The 15,934-nt window shown below is 70.1% G+C and carries 16 protein-coding genes; 3 read left to right on the forward strand and 13 right to left on the reverse strand.

The genetic code is table 11. The features are described from left to right. Positions 1–3 precede the first annotated feature (3 nt). Complete coding sequence (locus ACLIME_RS15735; protein ID WP_411557501.1) at positions 4–2,295, reverse strand: FdhF/YdeP family oxidoreductase; 2,292 nt, start codon at positions 2,293–2,295, stop codon at positions 4–6. Further along, entirely contained in the window at positions 2,292–3,170 is an 879-nt protein-coding gene (fdhD, locus tag ACLIME_RS15740; RefSeq protein ID WP_124768195.1) for a formate dehydrogenase accessory sulfurtransferase FdhD, read from the reverse strand. The genes ACLIME_RS15735 and fdhD overlap by 4 nt, the downstream gene beginning before the upstream one ends. A 93-nt stretch (positions 3,171–3,263) precedes the next feature. Here fdhD and ACLIME_RS15745 point away from each other — a divergent pair, with 93 nt between their 5' ends. The 3 genes from ACLIME_RS15745 to ACLIME_RS15755 are packed head-to-tail and all read left to right on the forward strand — an operon-like array spanning position 3,264 to position 5,446. Then, on the forward strand, positions 3,264–3,926 hold the full coding sequence (locus tag ACLIME_RS15745; protein ID WP_411557502.1) for a molybdenum cofactor guanylyltransferase: 663 nt from the start codon (positions 3,264–3,266) through the stop codon (positions 3,924–3,926). 12 nt (positions 3,927–3,938) lie between these two features. Further along, positions 3,939–4,211: a DUF6457 domain-containing protein gene (locus tag ACLIME_RS15750; RefSeq protein ID WP_411557503.1), complete on the forward strand. Its 273-nt coding sequence runs from the start codon at positions 3,939–3,941 to the stop codon at positions 4,209–4,211. Then, positions 4,208–5,446 carry a molybdopterin molybdotransferase MoeA gene (locus ACLIME_RS15755; RefSeq protein ID WP_411557504.1) on the forward strand — a complete coding sequence of 413 codons (1,239 nt, stop codon included), beginning with the start codon at positions 4,208–4,210 and terminating at the stop codon, positions 5,444–5,446. The genes ACLIME_RS15750 and ACLIME_RS15755 overlap by 4 nt, the downstream gene beginning before the upstream one ends. A 12-nt stretch (positions 5,447–5,458) precedes the next feature. On the opposite strand, the gene ACLIME_RS15760 is transcribed toward ACLIME_RS15755, so the two are convergent. The 11 genes from ACLIME_RS15760 to ACLIME_RS15810 form a co-directional block, all read right to left on the reverse strand. Beyond that, a complete protein-coding gene (locus tag ACLIME_RS15760) occupies positions 5,459–6,271 on the reverse strand; it encodes an HAD family hydrolase (protein WP_124768203.1) in 813 nt (270 codons plus the stop codon). After that, positions 6,268–7,437, reverse strand: a complete 1,170-nt coding sequence (locus tag ACLIME_RS15765) for a cysteine protease StiP family protein (protein ID WP_411557505.1) — start codon at positions 7,435–7,437, stop codon at positions 6,268–6,270. The genes ACLIME_RS15760 and ACLIME_RS15765 overlap by 4 nt, the downstream gene beginning before the upstream one ends. Beyond that, positions 7,419–8,813 (reverse strand): phosphoribosyltransferase domain-containing protein, encoded by a 1,395-nt coding sequence (locus tag ACLIME_RS15770; protein WP_411557506.1) that lies wholly within the window; start codon positions 8,811–8,813, stop codon positions 7,419–7,421. Before ACLIME_RS15770 ends, ACLIME_RS15765 begins: the two co-directional genes overlap by 19 nt. Next, entirely contained in the window at positions 8,810–10,003 is a 1,194-nt protein-coding gene (locus tag ACLIME_RS15775; RefSeq protein WP_071261351.1) for an HpcH/HpaI aldolase/citrate lyase family protein, read from the reverse strand. Before ACLIME_RS15775 ends, ACLIME_RS15770 begins: the two co-directional genes overlap by 4 nt. Before the next feature lie 2 nt (positions 10,004–10,005). Next, positions 10,006–10,854 carry a hypothetical protein gene (locus ACLIME_RS15780; RefSeq protein WP_137242675.1) on the reverse strand — a complete coding sequence of 283 codons (849 nt, stop codon included), beginning with the start codon at positions 10,852–10,854 and terminating at the stop codon, positions 10,006–10,008. A 3-nt stretch (positions 10,855–10,857) separates the two neighbouring features. Next, the gene (locus ACLIME_RS15785; RefSeq protein ID WP_064295863.1) at positions 10,858–11,409 is read right to left on the reverse strand and encodes a TerD family protein; all 552 of its coding nucleotides are present in this window, start codon (positions 11,407–11,409) and stop codon (positions 10,858–10,860) included. Then, complete coding sequence (locus ACLIME_RS15790) at positions 11,409–11,924, reverse strand: hypothetical protein (RefSeq protein WP_079704609.1); 516 nt, start codon at positions 11,922–11,924, stop codon at positions 11,409–11,411. The genes ACLIME_RS15785 and ACLIME_RS15790 overlap by 1 nt, the downstream gene beginning before the upstream one ends. A 55-nt stretch (positions 11,925–11,979) precedes the next feature. After that, positions 11,980–13,191 (reverse strand): toxic anion resistance protein, encoded by a 1,212-nt coding sequence (locus ACLIME_RS15795; protein WP_079704610.1) that lies wholly within the window; start codon positions 13,189–13,191, stop codon positions 11,980–11,982. A gap of 52 nt (positions 13,192–13,243) precedes the next feature. Further along, complete coding sequence (locus tag ACLIME_RS15800; RefSeq protein WP_079704611.1) at positions 13,244–13,822, reverse strand: TerD family protein; 579 nt, start codon at positions 13,820–13,822, stop codon at positions 13,244–13,246. 58 nt (positions 13,823–13,880) lie between these two features. Further along, entirely contained in the window at positions 13,881–14,471 is a 591-nt protein-coding gene (locus ACLIME_RS15805) for a TerD family protein (protein WP_079704612.1), read from the reverse strand. 129 nt (positions 14,472–14,600) lie between these two features. Further along, positions 14,601–15,824: a TerC family protein gene (locus ACLIME_RS15810; RefSeq protein WP_079704613.1), complete on the reverse strand. Its 1,224-nt coding sequence runs from the start codon at positions 15,822–15,824 to the stop codon at positions 14,601–14,603. Positions 15,825–15,934 lie beyond the last annotated feature (110 nt).

The raw sequence follows: 15,934 nt of genomic DNA on the forward strand, positions 1-15,934 counted from the left end.
CTGTCAGGCGGCCGGCTGCAACCGCACGACGATCGCCTTCGAGACCGGGGTGTTGCTGCGGTCGGCCGTCGAGTCGAGCGGGACGAGGACGTTCGCCTCGGGGAAGTACGCCGCGGCGCATCCACGAGCGGTCGGGTAGGAGACGACGCGGAAGCCGCGGAGCTCCCGATCCGGCTGTCCGGCCCACTCGCTGAAGACGTCCACCGTCTGGCCGTCCTCCAGGCCGAGGTCGCGGAGGTCGTCCGGGTTGACGAAGACGACGTTCCGGCCCTTCTTGATGCCGCGGTACCGGTCGTTCAGGCTGTAGATCGTCGTGTTGAACTGGTCGTGCGAGCGCAGGGTCTGCAGGAGCAGCCGACCGGGCGGGCAGTGGATCGGTTCGAGCTCGTTGACCGTCAGCAGGGCGCGGCCCTCGGGGTTCGTGAACGTGCGGGAGTCCCGCGGTCCGTTCGGCAGGACGAAGCCGTCCTCGCGGCGGATCTGCTCGTTGTACCCCTCGCAGCCCGGCACGACCCGTCCGATGTGTTCGCGGATCGTGTCGTAGTCGTCCTCGAACGCCTGCCAGGCGATGCCCGAGTCCTCACCGAGCGTCGCTCGCGCGAGGCGCGTGATGATGGCGACCTCGGAGAGCAGACCGGGCGCTGCCGGCGGGATGCGTCCGTGCGAGGCGTGGACCGCGCACACCGAGTCCTCGACGCTGACCATCTGCGGTCCGCTCGCCTGCAGGTCGATCTCGGTGCGCCCGAGGGTCGGCAGGATGATCGCCGCCTCGCCGGTGACCGCGTGCGACCGGTTGAGCTTCGTGGAGATCTGCACGGACAGCTGCGTTCCGCGGATCGCGGCCTCGGCGGCGGCGGTGTCGGAGATCGCCGCGACGAAGTTGCCGCCGAGCGAGATCCAGGTGCGGACCTCGCCCCGCTGCATCGCTCGGATCGCGTTCACCGCGTCGACCCCGTGCTCCCGCGGCATCGGGACCGCGAACTCGCGCTCCATGGCGGCGAGGAAGGACTCGGGCATCTGCTCCCAGATACCCATCGTCCGGTCGCCCTGCACGTTGCTGTGCCCGCGGATCGGCGATGCCCCGGCGCCAGGCTTGCCGATGTTCCCGCGGAGGAGGAGCAGGTTGATGATCTCCTTGATCCCGTTGACCGCCGCCTTGTGCTGGGTCAGACCCATCGCCCAGGTGACGATCGTCGCGTTCGACGCGATGTAGCGCTCGGAGAGTTCGTCGATCTGCTCGCTCGTGAGGCCGGTCGCCTCGAGCACGGCCGCCTCGTCGAGGTCGGCCAGGTGGGCCGTGAGCTCCTCGAGTCCGAGGCAGTGCTCGGCGAGGAACGCGTGGTCGAGGATCGTCCCCGGAGCTGCCGCCTCGGCGTCCAGGACCCGCTTCGAGACCGCCTGCAGCAGCGCCATGTCGCCGCCGAGCCGGATCTGCAGGAACTGGTCGGAGATGACCGTGCCGCGCCCGACCATGCCGCGGACCGTCTGCGGGTTCTTGTACCGCTCGAGCGCCGCCTCGGGGAGCGGGTTCACCGAGACGATCGTCGCGCCCGCCTGCTTCGCGTCCTCGAGCGCCGTGAGCATGCGCGGATGGTTCGTGCCCGGGTTCTGGCCCATGACGATGATGAGGTCGGCCTGCTCGAAGTCCTCGTACCGGATGGTCGACTTCCCGACGCCGATGACCTCGCCGAGCGCCGTGCCGGTGGACTCGTGGCACATGTTCGAACAGTCGGGGAGGTTGTTGGTCCCGAAGGCGCGGACGAAGAGCTGGTAGACGAAGGCCGCCTCGTTCGACGCGCGGCCGCTCGTGTAGAAGACGGCTTCGTCGGGGGACTCCTGACCGCGCAGCTGCTCGCCGACGATGGCGAACGCCTCGTCCCAGCTCACCGGCCGATAGTGGTCCGAACCGGCCGGCTTGTAGACGGGCTCCGACAGCCGACCCTGCATGCCGAGCCAGTACTCCGACTTGTCGGCGAGATCGGTGAGCGAGTGTTCGGCCCAGAAGGCGCTCGGGATGACGACCGGCGTCGCCTCCCAGATGACGGCCTTCGCGCCGTTCTCGCAGAACTCGAGCTTCTTGCGGTCGTCCGGGTCGGGCCAGGCGCAGCTCATGCAGTCGAAGCCGCCGCGCTGGTTGATCGACGTGAAGAGCTCCGCGGTCCGCTTCGGCCCGAGCTGCCGGAGGGCGGGCTCCATGGAGTGCAGGATGCCGGGCAGGCCGACGGCGACGTGCTTCGGGTGGGTGACCTCGATGTCGGCGTCCGTGACGTCCTCGACGGGCGGTTCGGCGCTCATGCGTTCGCTCCGGTCTGGAGTGCTGCTGGTGCCGAGCCTTCGGCCGGGTCGGCGAGCCGGTGCGCTCCGCTGTAGACGACCATCGAGTCGCCACGGAGGAAGCCGACGAGCGTCATCCCGAGTTCGGTGGCCAGTTCGGCGGCGAGCGAGGACGGAGCGGAGACGGCGGCGAGCATCGGGATGCCGGCCATCGAGGCCTTCTGCGTGAGCTCGAAACTCGCGCGCCCCGACACCATCAGGACCATGGAGCGGAGCGGGAGCAACCCCTCCTTCGCCGCCCATCCGACGACCTTGTCGACGGCGTTGTGTCGGCCGACGTCCTCGCGGAGCACGAGCATCTCGCCGGTGCGGGCGTCGAACAGGCCGGCCGCGTGCAGACCGCCGGTGCGTTCGAAGACCGCCTGCTGTGCCCGGAGGCGGTCGGGGAAGGTCACGAGGAGCGCCGGGTCGAGGCGGAAGTCGTCGTCCGCGACGGAGTAGCGCGAGCTCGTCCGGACGGCGTCGATGCTCGCCTTGCCGCAGAGGCCGCACGAGCTGGTGGTGAAGAAGTTCCGTTCCAAGCTCGGATCCGGGGCGGGGACGCCGGGCGACAGGGCGATGTCCAGCACGTTGTACGTGTTGACGCCCTCGTCCGTCGCTCCGGCGCAGTAGCGCGCGGTCCGGACGTCGTCACCCCGGCCGATGACGCCCTCGGAGACGAGGAAGCCGATGGCGAGGTCGACGTCGTGGCCGGGCGTCCGCATCGTGATGGCGAGCGAACGACCACCGACACGGATCTCGAGTGGCTCCTCGACGGCGAGGACGTCCTCGCGGGTGCGCGCGGGCTGTCCCACGGTGATGCGGGTGACGCGTCTGCGCGCCGTGATGCGAGTCATGGCTCATGGCTATCACCCCCATCGGACGAGGGCAAGGTGCCTCACCGGATCCGCAGCCGCCTCGGGGGCTGGATCGCGGCCTAGGCTGGTGCCATGTCCGTCGACGCGATCATCCTCGCGGGAGGGCGGTCCTCCCGTCTCGGCGGCGTCGCGAAGGCGTCGTTGTTCCGCGACGGCCGGACGCTCCTCCAGCTCGCGGTCGATGCTGCGCGGGCGGCCGGCGGCCGTGTCGTCGTGGTCGGCCCCGAGGCCCGGACGACCGCTCCGGTCCGCTTCGTCCGTGAACGCCCCGTCTTCGGCGGCCCTGCCGCGGCCATCGCCGCAGGCCTGGACGCCCTGCGTGATGGCGTCGCGGCCGAGGGCCCCACGCAGGTTGCCGTCCTCGCCTGCGACATGCCGGATGCCGCACCTGCGCTCGCCGCGGTGCTCGAAGCAGCCGCGACCGGGACCGGCACCGACGGCTGGGTCGCGGTGGACGACTCCGGTCGTGAGCAGTCGCTGCTCGCCGTCTACCACCGGGAGGCCCTGGAACGCCGGGTCGCCGCACTCCGGGCGTCGCAGCCGAGCGGTGACCTCGCGGGTGTCTCCGTCCGCCAGCTGCTCGCCGGACTCGTCCTCCGACAGGTGCCCATTCCCGACGGCGGCTCGGCCGACGTCGACACCTGGGCCGACGCGACCGACCTCGGGGTCGTCACCGCCGTCGAGTCGCCGACGCCGACCGCGTCCACCACGCCGACCGCCGACCGCCGACCCTGAGGAGCGTCTCCCATGACCGATGACCTGCATGCCGTCCTCGCCGACTGGACCGAACGAGTATCCGCCGAGCTGGAGCTCGGCGACGTCGCGGTCGACATCGACGCCGTCCTCGGACTCGCGGGCACGGCCGCGCACGCCGTGCGGCGTCCGGCCGCCCCGCTCACCACCTACCTCGTCGGCATCGCCGTCGGGAAGGCGCTCGCGAGCGGGGCGGATCCGGTCGCCGCCGCCGAGGCCGCGACCGCGGCCGTCGAACGGCTGGTCGCCTCGGACTCGACCGCATGACGAGGTCCTCCTGGTCGGACGCCCGCAGCATCGCGCATGCGGCGGGTGCCGCGCAGCGGTCCGACGTCGTCGACACCCTGGCGCTCTCCGAGGCTCTCGGACATGTCCTCGCGGCGCCGCTCGTCTCGCCCATCGCGATCCCGCACTACGCCTCCTCGGCGATGGACGGCTGGGCGGTGGCCGGGGTCGGCCCGTGGACCTTGCTGACCGGTGGAGACGCCGAGCGCGCACGATCGGTCGGACTCGGCGACGGTGTCGCGGTCGACGTCCTGACCGGTGGACTGATCCCGGCGGGCGCCGAGGCCGTGCTCCAGCTCGAGCACGGCGTGGTCGAGCTGGGCTCGGGATCAGCTCGCCTCCACCTCGCGCCGTCCGCGCCGAGCGAGGAGCCGCGCCCGGGGCGGCACATCCGGCCCGCCGGAACCGAGTCACCCGCGGGATCGACGGTCCTCGACGCCGGCACTCGCCTGGGGCCCGTGCACCTCGCGGTCGCCGCCGGTGCAGGCTTCGACCGCGTGTCCGTCATGCCGCTGCCGCGGGTCCGCTTGGTCCTCACGGGCGACGAGGTCGTCACGAGCGGCGTGCCCGCGCCCGGGTTCGTGCGCGACAGCTTCGGCCCATCCCTCCCGGGAGTGATCGCCTCGCTCGGTGGCGTCGTCACGTCCAGCGTCCGTGTCGGCGATGACGCGTCCACCACGGCCGACGCCCTCGGGCTGACGAGTGCGGTCGGCGTCCCGGCCCGCCAGCAGCGGGACCTCGTCGTGACCACGGGTGGTACCGGTGACTCCCGAGCCGATCACGTCCGAGCGTTGCTCCGCGACGCTGGCGCGGACTTCCTCGTGGACGGCGTCGACGTCCGCCCGGGTGGCCCGGCGCTGCTCGCGCGGCTGCCGGACGGTCGTCTGTTCGTCGGGCTGCCCGGCAACCCGCTCGCCGCACTGCTCAGTGTCCTCACGCTCGTGCACCCGGTGCTCGCGGGCTTCCAGGGACTCGAGCTCCCGGCCCTGCGACCGGCGGTGCTCGCCTCGCCCGTCGACGGGGCTCGCTCAGGGACGGTGCTGCGCCCCTACCGCTCGGTGCACGATGCGGACTCGCCGACGCCGCTTGCGGAGCCGACGCCCTGGCACGGGGCAGCCATGCTCCGCGGGCTCGCCGACGCCGATGGCGTGCTCGTGTGCCCGGGCTCCGGCACAGCCGCGGGCGGCCTGGTACCGAGTCTCGACCTGCCCTGGTGATCGGGCCTCGGGTCAGCGGCCCCGGACGGCTGCCGCCGTCATCAGCCGCAGCAGTTCCTCGCCGGCGAGGATGCCGCGCCGCTCGGTGACCGTCAGCGTGTCGATCGTGAAGCCCTCGTCGTCGAGCTCGCCGTGCGCCGGCCGGAACGCGAGGTCGGCGGTCTCCAGCATCGACTGGTCGAGGAGCGAGTCACCGGCCGCGAGGACGAGTGGTCCGTCGAGGCGGCGGGCGACCTCGCTGACGGCGTCGTGCTTCGTGAGCGTCCGCGGCACGCAGTAGAGTTTGCGTCCCTGCAGCGACACCGTCCATCCGAGCCGTTCGCACTCCTGCTCGACCTGTTCGAGCCAGCCCGCCGGGATCGCGTCGCGCTCGACGATCGAGTAGAAGAACAGCGCGTCCGCGACGTTCGTCTTGAGGATCCAGGTCGGCGACGCCAGTTCCTCGAAGCGGGCAAGCGCCTCGTCGAGCGGAGCGGTGTGGTCGGTGAGGTGCGCTCGCACGCGACCGCGCCAATCGGCGTCCGGGACGCCGTCGACGAGGATCTCGCCGCCGTTGCTCGTGATCGCGTAATCGGGCGCACCACCCGGCAGCTGCACCCGCTGATACTGCGCCACGGTCCGCGTCGTGACGGGCATGAAGACGGCCTGTGAGCGCAGCTCGATCAGCAGGCGCTCCGACTCGCGCGTCATGAACGAGATCGGCACGCCGTTCCAGAGCTCCGAGACGATGATCGACGGCGCATCGGGGTCCGGCGTCTCGAGCCAGAACGCCTTCGGCGAGTAGATGAGAGTTCGGTCGAGGTCGCAGGCGACGAGGGCGCTCACTGGGCGTCTCCCGCCGCGGCGTCGCTCAACGGGTTGATGAGTCCGACACAGCTGTAGGGCAACCCGGGCACGACCTCGACCGGCACACCGCGCTGCTCGGCGAGCAGGAGCACGTGCGCGACGTCGTCGAGGGCGTCCGGCGACACGAGCACCTTCCACGGCACCCGGCGGAGCAGGACGCGAGTGGTCTCGCCGACACCCGGCTTCACGAGGTTCACGGTCGGGATGTCGTACTGTTCCCGGATCCGCTCGACGGCCTCCCAGCCGATCCAGCTCGGTTCGCGATCGGCCGTGGAGGCCTCCTCCACGCCCGCTGCGACGTCGTCGACCACCTCGGCGAAGCGGCTGGAGACCGCGTCGAGGAAGGCGCCGGAGACGTCGTGACTGCTCAGCTCGCGGTAGAACTTGGCACCGTGGAACTGGTCGTCGGAGAGCAGCTCGCGGTTGTACACCGTGCGGGACACGAGGCCGGAGACGGTGGAGTTCAGGCACGCCGAGGGGATGAGGTAGTCGTCGCGGGTGCCGTAGACGGGCACGCAGTGGCCGGGGTCCGCGAGGACCGCCAGTTCGTCGGAGAAGCGGATGCCGTCGGTCTCGGCGAAGAGTTCCAGCGCCGCCGTCAGTTCGCGGGCGATGGCGCCCTTGCCGGTCCAGCCGTCGACGAACGCGATCTGCTCCGGGTCGTGGTGCGCCGCGAGGTAGCGCAGCGCGGTCCCGTCGACGCCGACACCGCGCACGATGCTCATCGTGTAGTGCGGCACGTCGATCCCGCGGACCTCCTTCGCCCAGCGACGCATGAGGATCCCGATGGGCGTTCCGGCGCGGGCGAGGGAGACCAGCACCGGCCGGTTCTCGCGGGACGCCAGGACGAGGTCGGTGACGACACCGACGGCCACCGCGAGACGTCGGCTCGACCGCGCGAGGGCGTCCCGGTAGAGCTCCTCGTACTCGGGGGAGGGCAGGTACTCGATGGGCAGCGACTCGGCGTAGTGTGCGCGACCGCTCTGGATCGCGGCCTCGCGTTCCGAAGCGTCGGCCTCGAGGCGGGTGTCGCCGAGGTCGGTCAGCAGCCAGCGCACCTCCGAGGCGTCGTAGGACCCGAAGTCCGGTCCGGTGAGCGGCTCGGGGAGGGCAGCGGCGTCGATGGTCACGGTGCGGGGTTCCATTCGGCTGGGGTCGGGACGGATTCGGTGAGGAGGACGACGATGACGTGGTCGGTGACGGTCCGCAGCGCCTCGACGACGCCGTCGGTCCGGAGCAGGAGCTCGCGGTCGGCGCCCGGCTCCGGGAACAGGACCACCGCCGCGAACCGCGAGCCACCGCGCGAGAGGTTGTAGGCGAAGCGGGGTCCGAAGCCGTCGATCGTGCGGTCGTGGCTGGTGAAGGACACCGCGCTCGCGATGGCGTAGTCGTCACGGTCGATGACGGCGATGGGGGACCGCGTGGTGGTGGAGAAGCGCGTCGTTCCGCGGGTGCGGTCGAGGTGGTCGGCGACGGCCAGCGGTACCGCGATGAACTCCTCGGAGCCGAGCACCACGACCTCGCCGTCCGGCAGCTCCGGAAGGACTCGGTCGGCGATCGCGGCGGTCACCGCGTCGTCCAGGCGTCCTGGCGCACCGAAGCGCGCGCTCCGCACGGGCGACAGGTCGGAGGCGTCCACGACGACGACGTCGCCGGCTGCGGTCGAACCCGCGACCGATGCGGCGGGTGCAGCGTCGATGACCGCTCGCGCGCGGGCGAGGACGTCCTCCGGAAGGTCGACGGCACCCACGCCGAGCGCGACGACGGTGATCCGGGTGCCGAGGCGGTGGGCGAGGTCGTCGAAGCGCTGCCGGTCCGCATCCGAACGGAGGTCGATGAGGCCCGCGATCACCCAGTGCGCCTGCGGCGTGGTGGCGTGCAGCGCGGTGATCGTGTTGCGCACGGTGCGTCCGGTGCTCAACTCGTCGTCGACGAGCACCGTGGTGCCGCCCACCGTGGCCCACGCGGGGTCGCTCGGGTACAGGCGGTGGTCGCTCGCGTGCGAGTGCTCCTCCTCGAACGGCGTGAAGGGCACGTCCGCCTCGTGCCTCGTGGAGTGGAGGTACGGCGAGCCGAGCGCGTCGGCGACGATGTGGCCGAGCCCGGTCGCCGTCTCCGCGTAGCCGACGGTGACGAGCTCCGGCCCGGCCACTGGGGCCGCATCGCGGAGCTGGGCGAGGTGCTCGCGGACGGCGGTGAGGGCGGCGAGACCGTCAGCGTCCGGCCGTTCCCGACGGGCCAGGAGCTGCGCCACGGTGTCGAACGGAGCCGTCTCCGGATCGCTGCCGTCGAGCGCGCTCCGCACCAGCAGTCCGAGCAGTTCTCCGGCGGCGAGCGCCAGGCCGGGCACGGTCGGCACGTGTTTGGCGAGGACCGTCGACACGAGCAACTGCGCGCGTTTGGGGTTGTCGCGGAGTGCGAGACCGACGAGGTCCTCCACCGGGATCAGGCTTCGGGACGCGTCCGAGCGCAGGCCGATGCCGACGGCGTCACTGACGAAGCGGCCCGTCCATACGGTCACCGCATGCTCGTCTCGAGGAGGTCGACGAACGTCGTCTCCTCCGCTGCCACCCCGAAGGCCTCCGCGCGGAGCAGGGTCTTGCGCGCCCACGCCTGGTGCGGCTTCATCTCGTTCATCTTGTTCCGATACGGGGAGGCGTTGGCACCGCCGCCCACATCGCCGACGACCGAGAGGGCGTCGACGTACTCCTCGTGGCTCACGACCGACATCGCGTGGACGACCGGCACGTGGCTCGGGTGGATGACCGTCTTGCCGAGCAGCCCGTTCGCCTGGTCGAGCGCGATCTCGCGGATGAGGCCGTCGAGTCCCTTGAGGAGGAGCTTCTGACGCAGCTGCGCCTCGTTCGCGTCCTGGAACGGCGTCATGCGCAGCTGCGGGCGCATGAGCCGCTCCGCGTTGTGGAAGTGCTCCCAGACCGTGCCGGTGATGACGAAGTCGTCGCCCGGCCGACCGAAGACGTTGACGACGTCGGCGATGACCGAGGAGACGAGTTTCACGTCGTACACGGTGAGGTCGCGGGAGCGCCGGAGCGAGAAGGCGCTCGAGAGGTCGGTGGCGCCGATGCGGACCGCCAGGACGTCCTCGCGGTGGGCCTTGGTGACGTCGACGATCCCGGAGAGGGTGTCGTCGCGGGTCTCGCGGTGGATCATCCGCGGCGACTCGAGGATCGGCATGACCCGGAGGCGACGCGCGCCGTTCGACCCGTCCTGCCCGTAGTCGCGCTGCACGCGACCGAGCGCTTCGAAGAAGCGGTCCGCCACCCCGTCGCTGTTCTCGTACTTGGGGATGACGAAGCCGCTCAGGAGGTCGAGTCCCGGACCGAGGAGCCCGGCGACCCGCTCGAGCTGCTCGGGCGTGCGGACGCGGATGAACAGCAGCGGCAGCACGGGGCGCTTGGACCCCGAGCTCTTGGCGGCGAGCTGCTGCATCGCCTCCGCGACGTTCGTCTCGGCGAACTCGACCGCGTCGTCGGGGACCGAGTCCTCGAGGCACAGCACCATGCTCAGGCAGCCGTGCTTCGCCTGCTTCACGACGTCCTTCGCGAGCGTCGGGCGCGTGCCGGGACTGTAGAGCGTGGCGCCGAGTGCCGCCGCCACGTGTTCCGGCGGGGAGTCGATGCTGATGGGGCTCGGGAGCTTGTGGAACAGCCGCGACGCGCGCTTGTCGTCGACGTAACTGAAGTGGCGCATGGTCATCGTCTCCGGGGTTCGCGGGCGACGACGTACGGCGTCGGCTCGAAGCCGAACTGCTGCAGGAGCGTCTCGAGGGGGATCTCGGCGGGAAGGGGTTCGAGGCGGAGTTCGAGTCTCGACCCGATGCGCAACAGCGAGACGACCGGCGGTGCGCCGGTGTCGTCAGCCGCGGCGAAGCTCTCGCCGTCGAAGAGCTGCACCGTCAGTGGGTGGCCGGCTGTGCCGACGAACAACGCCCGCCGGATGAGGTGCACGTGCCGGAGCGCGAGGATCGCGTCGCCGCCGTCGAAGCCGAGCAGCGGCCGGTTGCCGGGCGTCGTCACCGGTGTGCCGTCGATACCGTCGGCGGTCGCGACCCCCGTCACGAGTTCGACGGTCTCCCACACGACCGCCGTCGCTCCGCCGACGATGAGGCTGCCGATCGCGGACTGACGCGGGTCGAGCCGGACCAGCGGGGTCTCGTCGTCGAGGACGCGGACCTCCTCAGCTGTCGGGGCTGGGAAGGGCTGCGGGGTCGTGGGAGCTGCGGCGGGTGTGGTGGCGGGGCGTCCCGACGGCGTAGCGGGAGCGGGCGACGAGGATCCGCCGAGCGAGAGTCCTGTCGAGAGTGCAGACGGTGCAGACGGCGCTGCCGATGCCGCCGGGGCAGGGGGTGCGGCGGCGGGCGTCGACGGCCCGCCGAGCGTGAGTCCCGTCGACGGTTCTGCCGACGCGGCGGGCGTTGCGGGGGGAGGTGCTGCCGGGGCGCTCGCCACGGGTTCCGCCTGCGCCACCGGCTCAGGTCTCGGCTTCACCCGACGACGGAGGTAGTCGATGTCCCGTCGCACCGGGGAGGTGTTGAGCGGCACGGCTCAGAGGTCGATTCTGAAGTCGCGTGCCACGCCGGCGAGCCCACCGGCGTACCCCTGCCCGAGGGCGCGGAACTTCCAGTCCGACCGGTGCCGGTACAGCTCGGCCAGGAGCAGCGCCTGGCTGCTGCGGACCTCGGCGATCGGCACGTCGAAGCGCACGAGCTCCCGACCGTCGGGCGTGGCGACGCGGACGAACGCCGAGCGCACAGGCGAGAAGTCGCCGGGACCGCGGACGTCGGGGTCGATGTAGAGCAGGAAGGCGATCTTCGACACGGCGTCCGGCACCCGCGACAGCTCGACGTCGATCTCCTCGTCGTCGGCCTCGGACGAGAAGGTGACCGCGCCGTCCTGGCTCTCGACCTGGTTGAAGAACACGAGGTGGTCGTCGGACAGCGCCTTGCCGTCGTCGCCGCACATGATCGCCAGCGGCACGGGTTCGCTCTGCGGCCCGCGGCTCGCGATGACGTCCCAGCCGAACCCGATGAGCACGGCGTCGAGACCAGGGTTCTCGGCGGTGAGCGCGGCGTTCGCGCCCGCGATCAGCGACGCCATCAGTGCGCACCCAGCACGAGACCGGCGTCGGGCTCCTGGAACTTGTCGGAGAGGAAGCGACCGTGCGTCGAGAGTTCGGCGATCGCGCCGATGCGGATCTGGTTGAGGAGGTCGCGGATGGTCTCCTCGATGAGCTCCAGCTGACGGGCGAAGACGATCGTGCTGCGGGAGTCGTCGGTGCGGTCCGCGGCCGGCAGCGCGAGGAAGGAACGCAGCGGGCTGGGGAGGTAGTCCGTCACCATCGCGGCGAGGAGCACGCGCTGCTCGGTCGACGCACCCTGGTCGGCGATCGTCGCGACGACGAGGCGCAACTGGTCGTCGATCTGTCGGAGCTGCGAGGTGAGCAGCGTGGGGAGGTCGCGCCCCACGGAGCGCACCGAGTCGCGGAGTTCGTCGAGGTGCCGGGCCGTCTGCTCGTCCTCGGTCTCACCGACGGGCGCCGGCGTGGCATCGACGACGCCGAGCGGCTCGGCCCCGCCGGTCCGCAGTGCGTTCAGCAGTCGTCCGAATGCCATCCCTCGTCCCCCTTCGTCCTCAGCGACCCGTGCGCCCGATCACCCGAGCGTGAGGCTACCGCAGTTCGCGCTGCTCGGCCTGACGGCTGCGCTCGAGGTACGGCTTCGCCTTCTCGAGACCAGACTCGAGCGCGTTGACGGTGCCCTCCATGTTCTTGGCGGCTTCGGCACGGAAGGTGTCGATCGCGTCCATGGTCTGGAAGACGTTGTCGAACGCGCGCTGCAGGGTCTCGACGCTGACACCCGCGGTGGAGGCCTGCTGGTGGATGCGCGTGGTCTGATCCTTCAGCATCTCGCTCGTCTGCAGGATCATGTTGTTCGTCGTGGTGTTGATCGCGTCGATCTGGTCGAGGACCATCTTCTGGTTCGCGAGGGCCTGCGCGACGACGACGGCGGTCCGCAGGGCGGCGATCGTCGTGGTGCGAGCGCGGTCGACACCCTTGATGAGCTCGAGGTTGTTCTTGCGGATGAGGTCCATCGCCAGGTAGCCCTGCACCGAGACGGCGAGCTGCGTGAGGATGTCCTGGTGACGCTGGCGGACGGGGAAGAGGACGTCGGCCTCGAGCTTCTGGGCTTCCTCGATGCGTCCGGAGGAGCGGGCTTCGTCGATCTTGGCGACGCAGGCGGCGTCGAGCGCCTTCGCGAAGACGGCGTACTCACTGAGCGCCTGCATCGTCTCCCAGAGCTGGACCTTCTCGCCGGCGAGGGCGGCGTTGTCCTTGAGGAGCTCGTCCTGGCCGGCCATGAGCGACTTGATGATCTTGTCGAGCTGGGTCTGCGCGGACTCGTACTTCTGGAAGTACTTGGCGAGCTTGTTGCCGCCCGGGATGAACCCGAGGATCTTGCGCCCGACGCCGAGGTCCGCCTGGTTCGGCGTGAGGTCCTCGACCGTGCTGCGGAGGTCGCCGAGCGTGGTCGCGACCTTGATCTGCGCGCTGTCACCCGAACGCTTCGCACCGGCGACCGAGGTCGACGAGCGGTCGAGCATGCGGGAGGAGTACCCGCTCGACTGCACCATCTCCTTGCCGCCGATCTGGGAGATACCCTCGATCTTCTGCGTGAATTCGGGCGAGCGCGGGTCGAGCGTCGCGACCTCCGTCACGAAGGAGCGCGCCTGCTGCTGGATCTCCGTCTGGCGCTCGGCCGGGACCGGAACCATGCCCGGTGCCTCTTCGGCCTGCACGACGTCCGGTGCATCCGGAGCGTGCAGCACGAGGGAGGCTGCTGCCTGTTCGTTGGCGTCTGGCGGAGTGAGTGGCGTGCTCATGCGGTCGACCTTGCTCTCGTGTGTGGCTTGCTCGTGGTGGAGGCGTCGGTGCTCAGCCGAGCGGGACGCCGAAGTCGCCGGCGATGCCGGCGAGACCGGTGGTGTAGCCCTGGCCGACGGCCTTGAACTTCCACTCGGATCCGTTGCGGTAGAGCTCCGAGAACAGCATGGCGGTCTCGGGGGCGGCGTCCTCGCTGAGGTCGAAGCGGACGATCTCGGTGCCGTCCTGGTCGACGATGCGGCAGTACGCTCCGCGGACCTGGCCGAAGTTCTGGCGACGCTCGTCGGCCTTGTCGATCGACACGGCGATGATCACGCGCTCGACGTCTGCCCCGACCGCGTTCAGATCGACCGAGATCTGCTCGTCGTCGCCCTCGCCGTCGCCGGTGCGGTTGTCGCCGAGGTGCTTGACGGAGCCGTCCGCCGAGGCGGGCTGGTTGTAGAAGATGAAGTCGGCGGAGGAGCGCACCTTGCCGTTCGCACCGACGAGCAGCGCGGAGGCGTCGAGGTCGAAGGCCTCACCGCTCGTGGTGCGCGGGTCCCACCCGAGACCGACCGTCGCGACCGTCAGGCCGGGGCTGGTCTTGGTGAGCGAGAGGTTGTTGCCCTTTTCGAGGGTGAGTCCTGCCATGGTGATCGCTTCTCCTTCGGAACTGCGCTGGCGCGCGGGGGACTGCTGCGGGTGGTGCTCAGAGGGCCTGGGCGGCCGGGCCGAGCAGGTCCATGACGGAACGCCCGTTGGCGCGCTCGCCGATCGCCTTGAAGGTCCAGCCGTTGCCCTCGCGCGAGACCTTCGACATGATCATCGCGGTGTGCGGACCGGAGTCGGTGAGCTGGTAGCGGGCGACCTCGGGCGAGCCGGGGGTCGAGTCGTCGATGATCCGGCTGAAGGCGTTCTGCACGGTGTCGAAGGTCTGGCGGCTGTAGCTGCTGATCACGAAGACGATCTGCTGGACGGACGGGGCGACCCTCGAGAGGTCGACGAGGATCGTCTCGTCGTCGCCGTCGCCGGCACCCGTGAGGTTGTCGCCGGTGTGGCTGGCCGAGCCGTCCTTGCTCGCGAGCTGCTGGAACCAGATGGTGTCGAGCACCTTGCCGGTGGCGTCGAAGAAGATCGCTGAGGCGTCCAGGTCGATGTCGGGTGCGGACGAGCGGCCGAAGAAGCCGCGCTTCACCGGTGCGACGCCGTCCCAGCCGAGACCGAGGCGGATCCGCGTGAGCGAACCGCCGTCCTGCTTCGTCAGTGAGAGCGACTGGCCCTTTTCCAGACTCAGACCCATGGTTCCGTCTCCTAGATGCTTCATCGTGTTGCTGGTGGTGAGGTGTGGGACGTGCGCCCCCGGCCGAAGCTGGGAGCGCACGTCCACGTTATCGGTTCAGCCGGGCGAGCGCCCGGATTCCCGGCCCGTTCAGAGCAGGCCGCGGGAGTCGGAGCTCTTCGCCTGCAGCTCGTGGGCCCGGGCGAGCAGCCGCTGGAGCTCCTCGTCGTCGGCCGCCTTCGCCTGGTGCTTGGGCTTCAGGTTCGCGAACGACTTCTGGCGCTCGACCATGCGGGTGTAGCTCGTCTCGAGTTCGACCTCGTCCACGTGGTGACCGTCCGGGATGTCCTCCGGGGAGTCGGCGTGGTCGACGATCTTCTTCGCCTGGGTGCGGGCGTCGCTGATGATCGTGTGTGCACGACCGGCCGGGCTGAGGAGCGAGGCGAGGACCGTGACGGTCAGGATGCCGATGATGACGATGAGCGACAGGCCAGTGCTGATCTCGAACACCGGGATGTGCTCGCCACCGTTGAGGAACGGCAGGGTGTTCTCGTGGAGCGCGTGCAGGACGAGCTTCACACCGATGAATCCGAGGATCGCCGCCAGGCCGTAGCTCAGGAAGATGAGGCGGTCGAGCAGGCCGTCGATGAGGAAGTAGAGCTGACGGAGGCCGAGCAGCGAGAACGCCGTCGCGGTGAAGACGATGTACGGGTTCTGCGTGAGGCCGAAGATCGCGGGGATCGAGTCGAGCGCGAAGAGCAGGTCGGTGCCGCCGATGGCGACCATGACGAGCAGCATCGGCGTGAGGACCTTCTTGCCGTTCTCGATGGTGACGAGCTTGTCGCCGTCGTAGCGGTCGGTCGTCTTGAAGAGACGCTTGGCGAGACGGATGACGAAGTTGTTCGCGTCGTCGCTCTCCTCCTCCGGGCGGAGGAGCTTGATCGCCGTGAAGATGAGGAACGCGCCGAAGATGTAGAACAGCCAGGACCAGGCGTTCACCGCGGCGGCACCGAGGAAGATGAAGCCGGTGCGGGCGATGAGGGCGAAGACGATGCCGAAGAGGAGCACCTTCTGCTGGTCGGCCCGCGGCACGCGGAAGCTCGACATGATGATGAGGAAGACGAAGAGGTTGTCGACCGACAGGGCCTTCTCCGTGATGTAGCCGGCGAAGTACTCGGATCCGAGTGTGCCACCGCCGAAGAAGAGGACGCCGAGGCCGAAGACGATGGCGATACCGACGTAGAGGGCCGACCACTTCGCGGCTTCCGGCAGCGTCGGCTCGTGGGCCTTGCGCACGTGGAAGATGAAGTCGAAGGCGAGGAGGGCCAGAATGCCGACGATCGTCAGCAGCCAGACGTATCCGGGGATTTCCATGGGCTGTGTTCTCCGCAGCGCTCGAGGTGGGGGACGGGTGATGTTTAGTTGGTGCTGTCCCACTATATAGTTGGTATGGTCGAACCAACACCCGAACGCACGTATTCAGA

It is taken from the genome of Plantibacter sp. MPB07 (assembly GCF_046619465.1).
In the GTDB taxonomy this organism is placed as follows: Bacteria; Actinomycetota; Actinomycetes; order Actinomycetales; family Microbacteriaceae; genus Plantibacter; species Plantibacter auratus.

Bases quoted from the DNA above. Each gene is read 5' to 3' on its own strand.
- ACLIME_RS15790 (WP_079704609.1), bottom strand. From the start codon at position 11,924: ATGGCATTCGGACGACTGCTGAACGCACTGCGGACCGGCGGGGCCGAG.
- ACLIME_RS15805 (WP_079704612.1), bottom strand. From the start codon at position 14,471: ATGGGTCTGAGTCTGGAAAAGGGCCAGTCGCTCTCACTGACGAAGCAG.
- ACLIME_RS15755 (WP_411557504.1), top strand. From the start codon at position 4,208: ATGACGAGGTCCTCCTGGTCGGACGCCCGCAGCATCGCGCATGCGGCG.
- ACLIME_RS15795 (WP_079704610.1), bottom strand. From the start codon at position 13,191: ATGAGCACGCCACTCACTCCGCCAGACGCCAACGAACAGGCAGCAGCC.
- ACLIME_RS15735 (WP_411557501.1), bottom strand. From the start codon at position 2,295: ATGAGCGCCGAACCGCCCGTCGAGGACGTCACGGACGCCGACATCGAG.
- ACLIME_RS15800 (WP_079704611.1), bottom strand. From the start codon at position 13,822: ATGGCAGGACTCACCCTCGAAAAGGGCAACAACCTCTCGCTCACCAAG.
- ACLIME_RS15775 (WP_071261351.1), bottom strand. From the start codon at position 10,003: ATGCGCCACTTCAGTTACGTCGACGACAAGCGCGCGTCGCGGCTGTTC.
- ACLIME_RS15785 (WP_064295863.1), bottom strand. From the start codon at position 11,409: ATGGCGTCGCTGATCGCGGGCGCGAACGCCGCGCTCACCGCCGAGAAC.
- ACLIME_RS15765 (WP_411557505.1), bottom strand. From the start codon at position 7,437: ATGGAACCCCGCACCGTGACCATCGACGCCGCTGCCCTCCCCGAGCCG.
- fdhD (WP_124768195.1), bottom strand. From the start codon at position 3,170: ATGACTCGCATCACGGCGCGCAGACGCGTCACCCGCATCACCGTGGGA.
- ACLIME_RS15810 (WP_079704613.1), bottom strand. From the start codon at position 15,824: ATGGAAATCCCCGGATACGTCTGGCTGCTGACGATCGTCGGCATTCTG.
- ACLIME_RS15750 (WP_411557503.1), top strand. From the start codon at position 3,939: ATGACCGATGACCTGCATGCCGTCCTCGCCGACTGGACCGAACGAGTA.
- ACLIME_RS15745 (WP_411557502.1), top strand. From the start codon at position 3,264: ATGTCCGTCGACGCGATCATCCTCGCGGGAGGGCGGTCCTCCCGTCTC.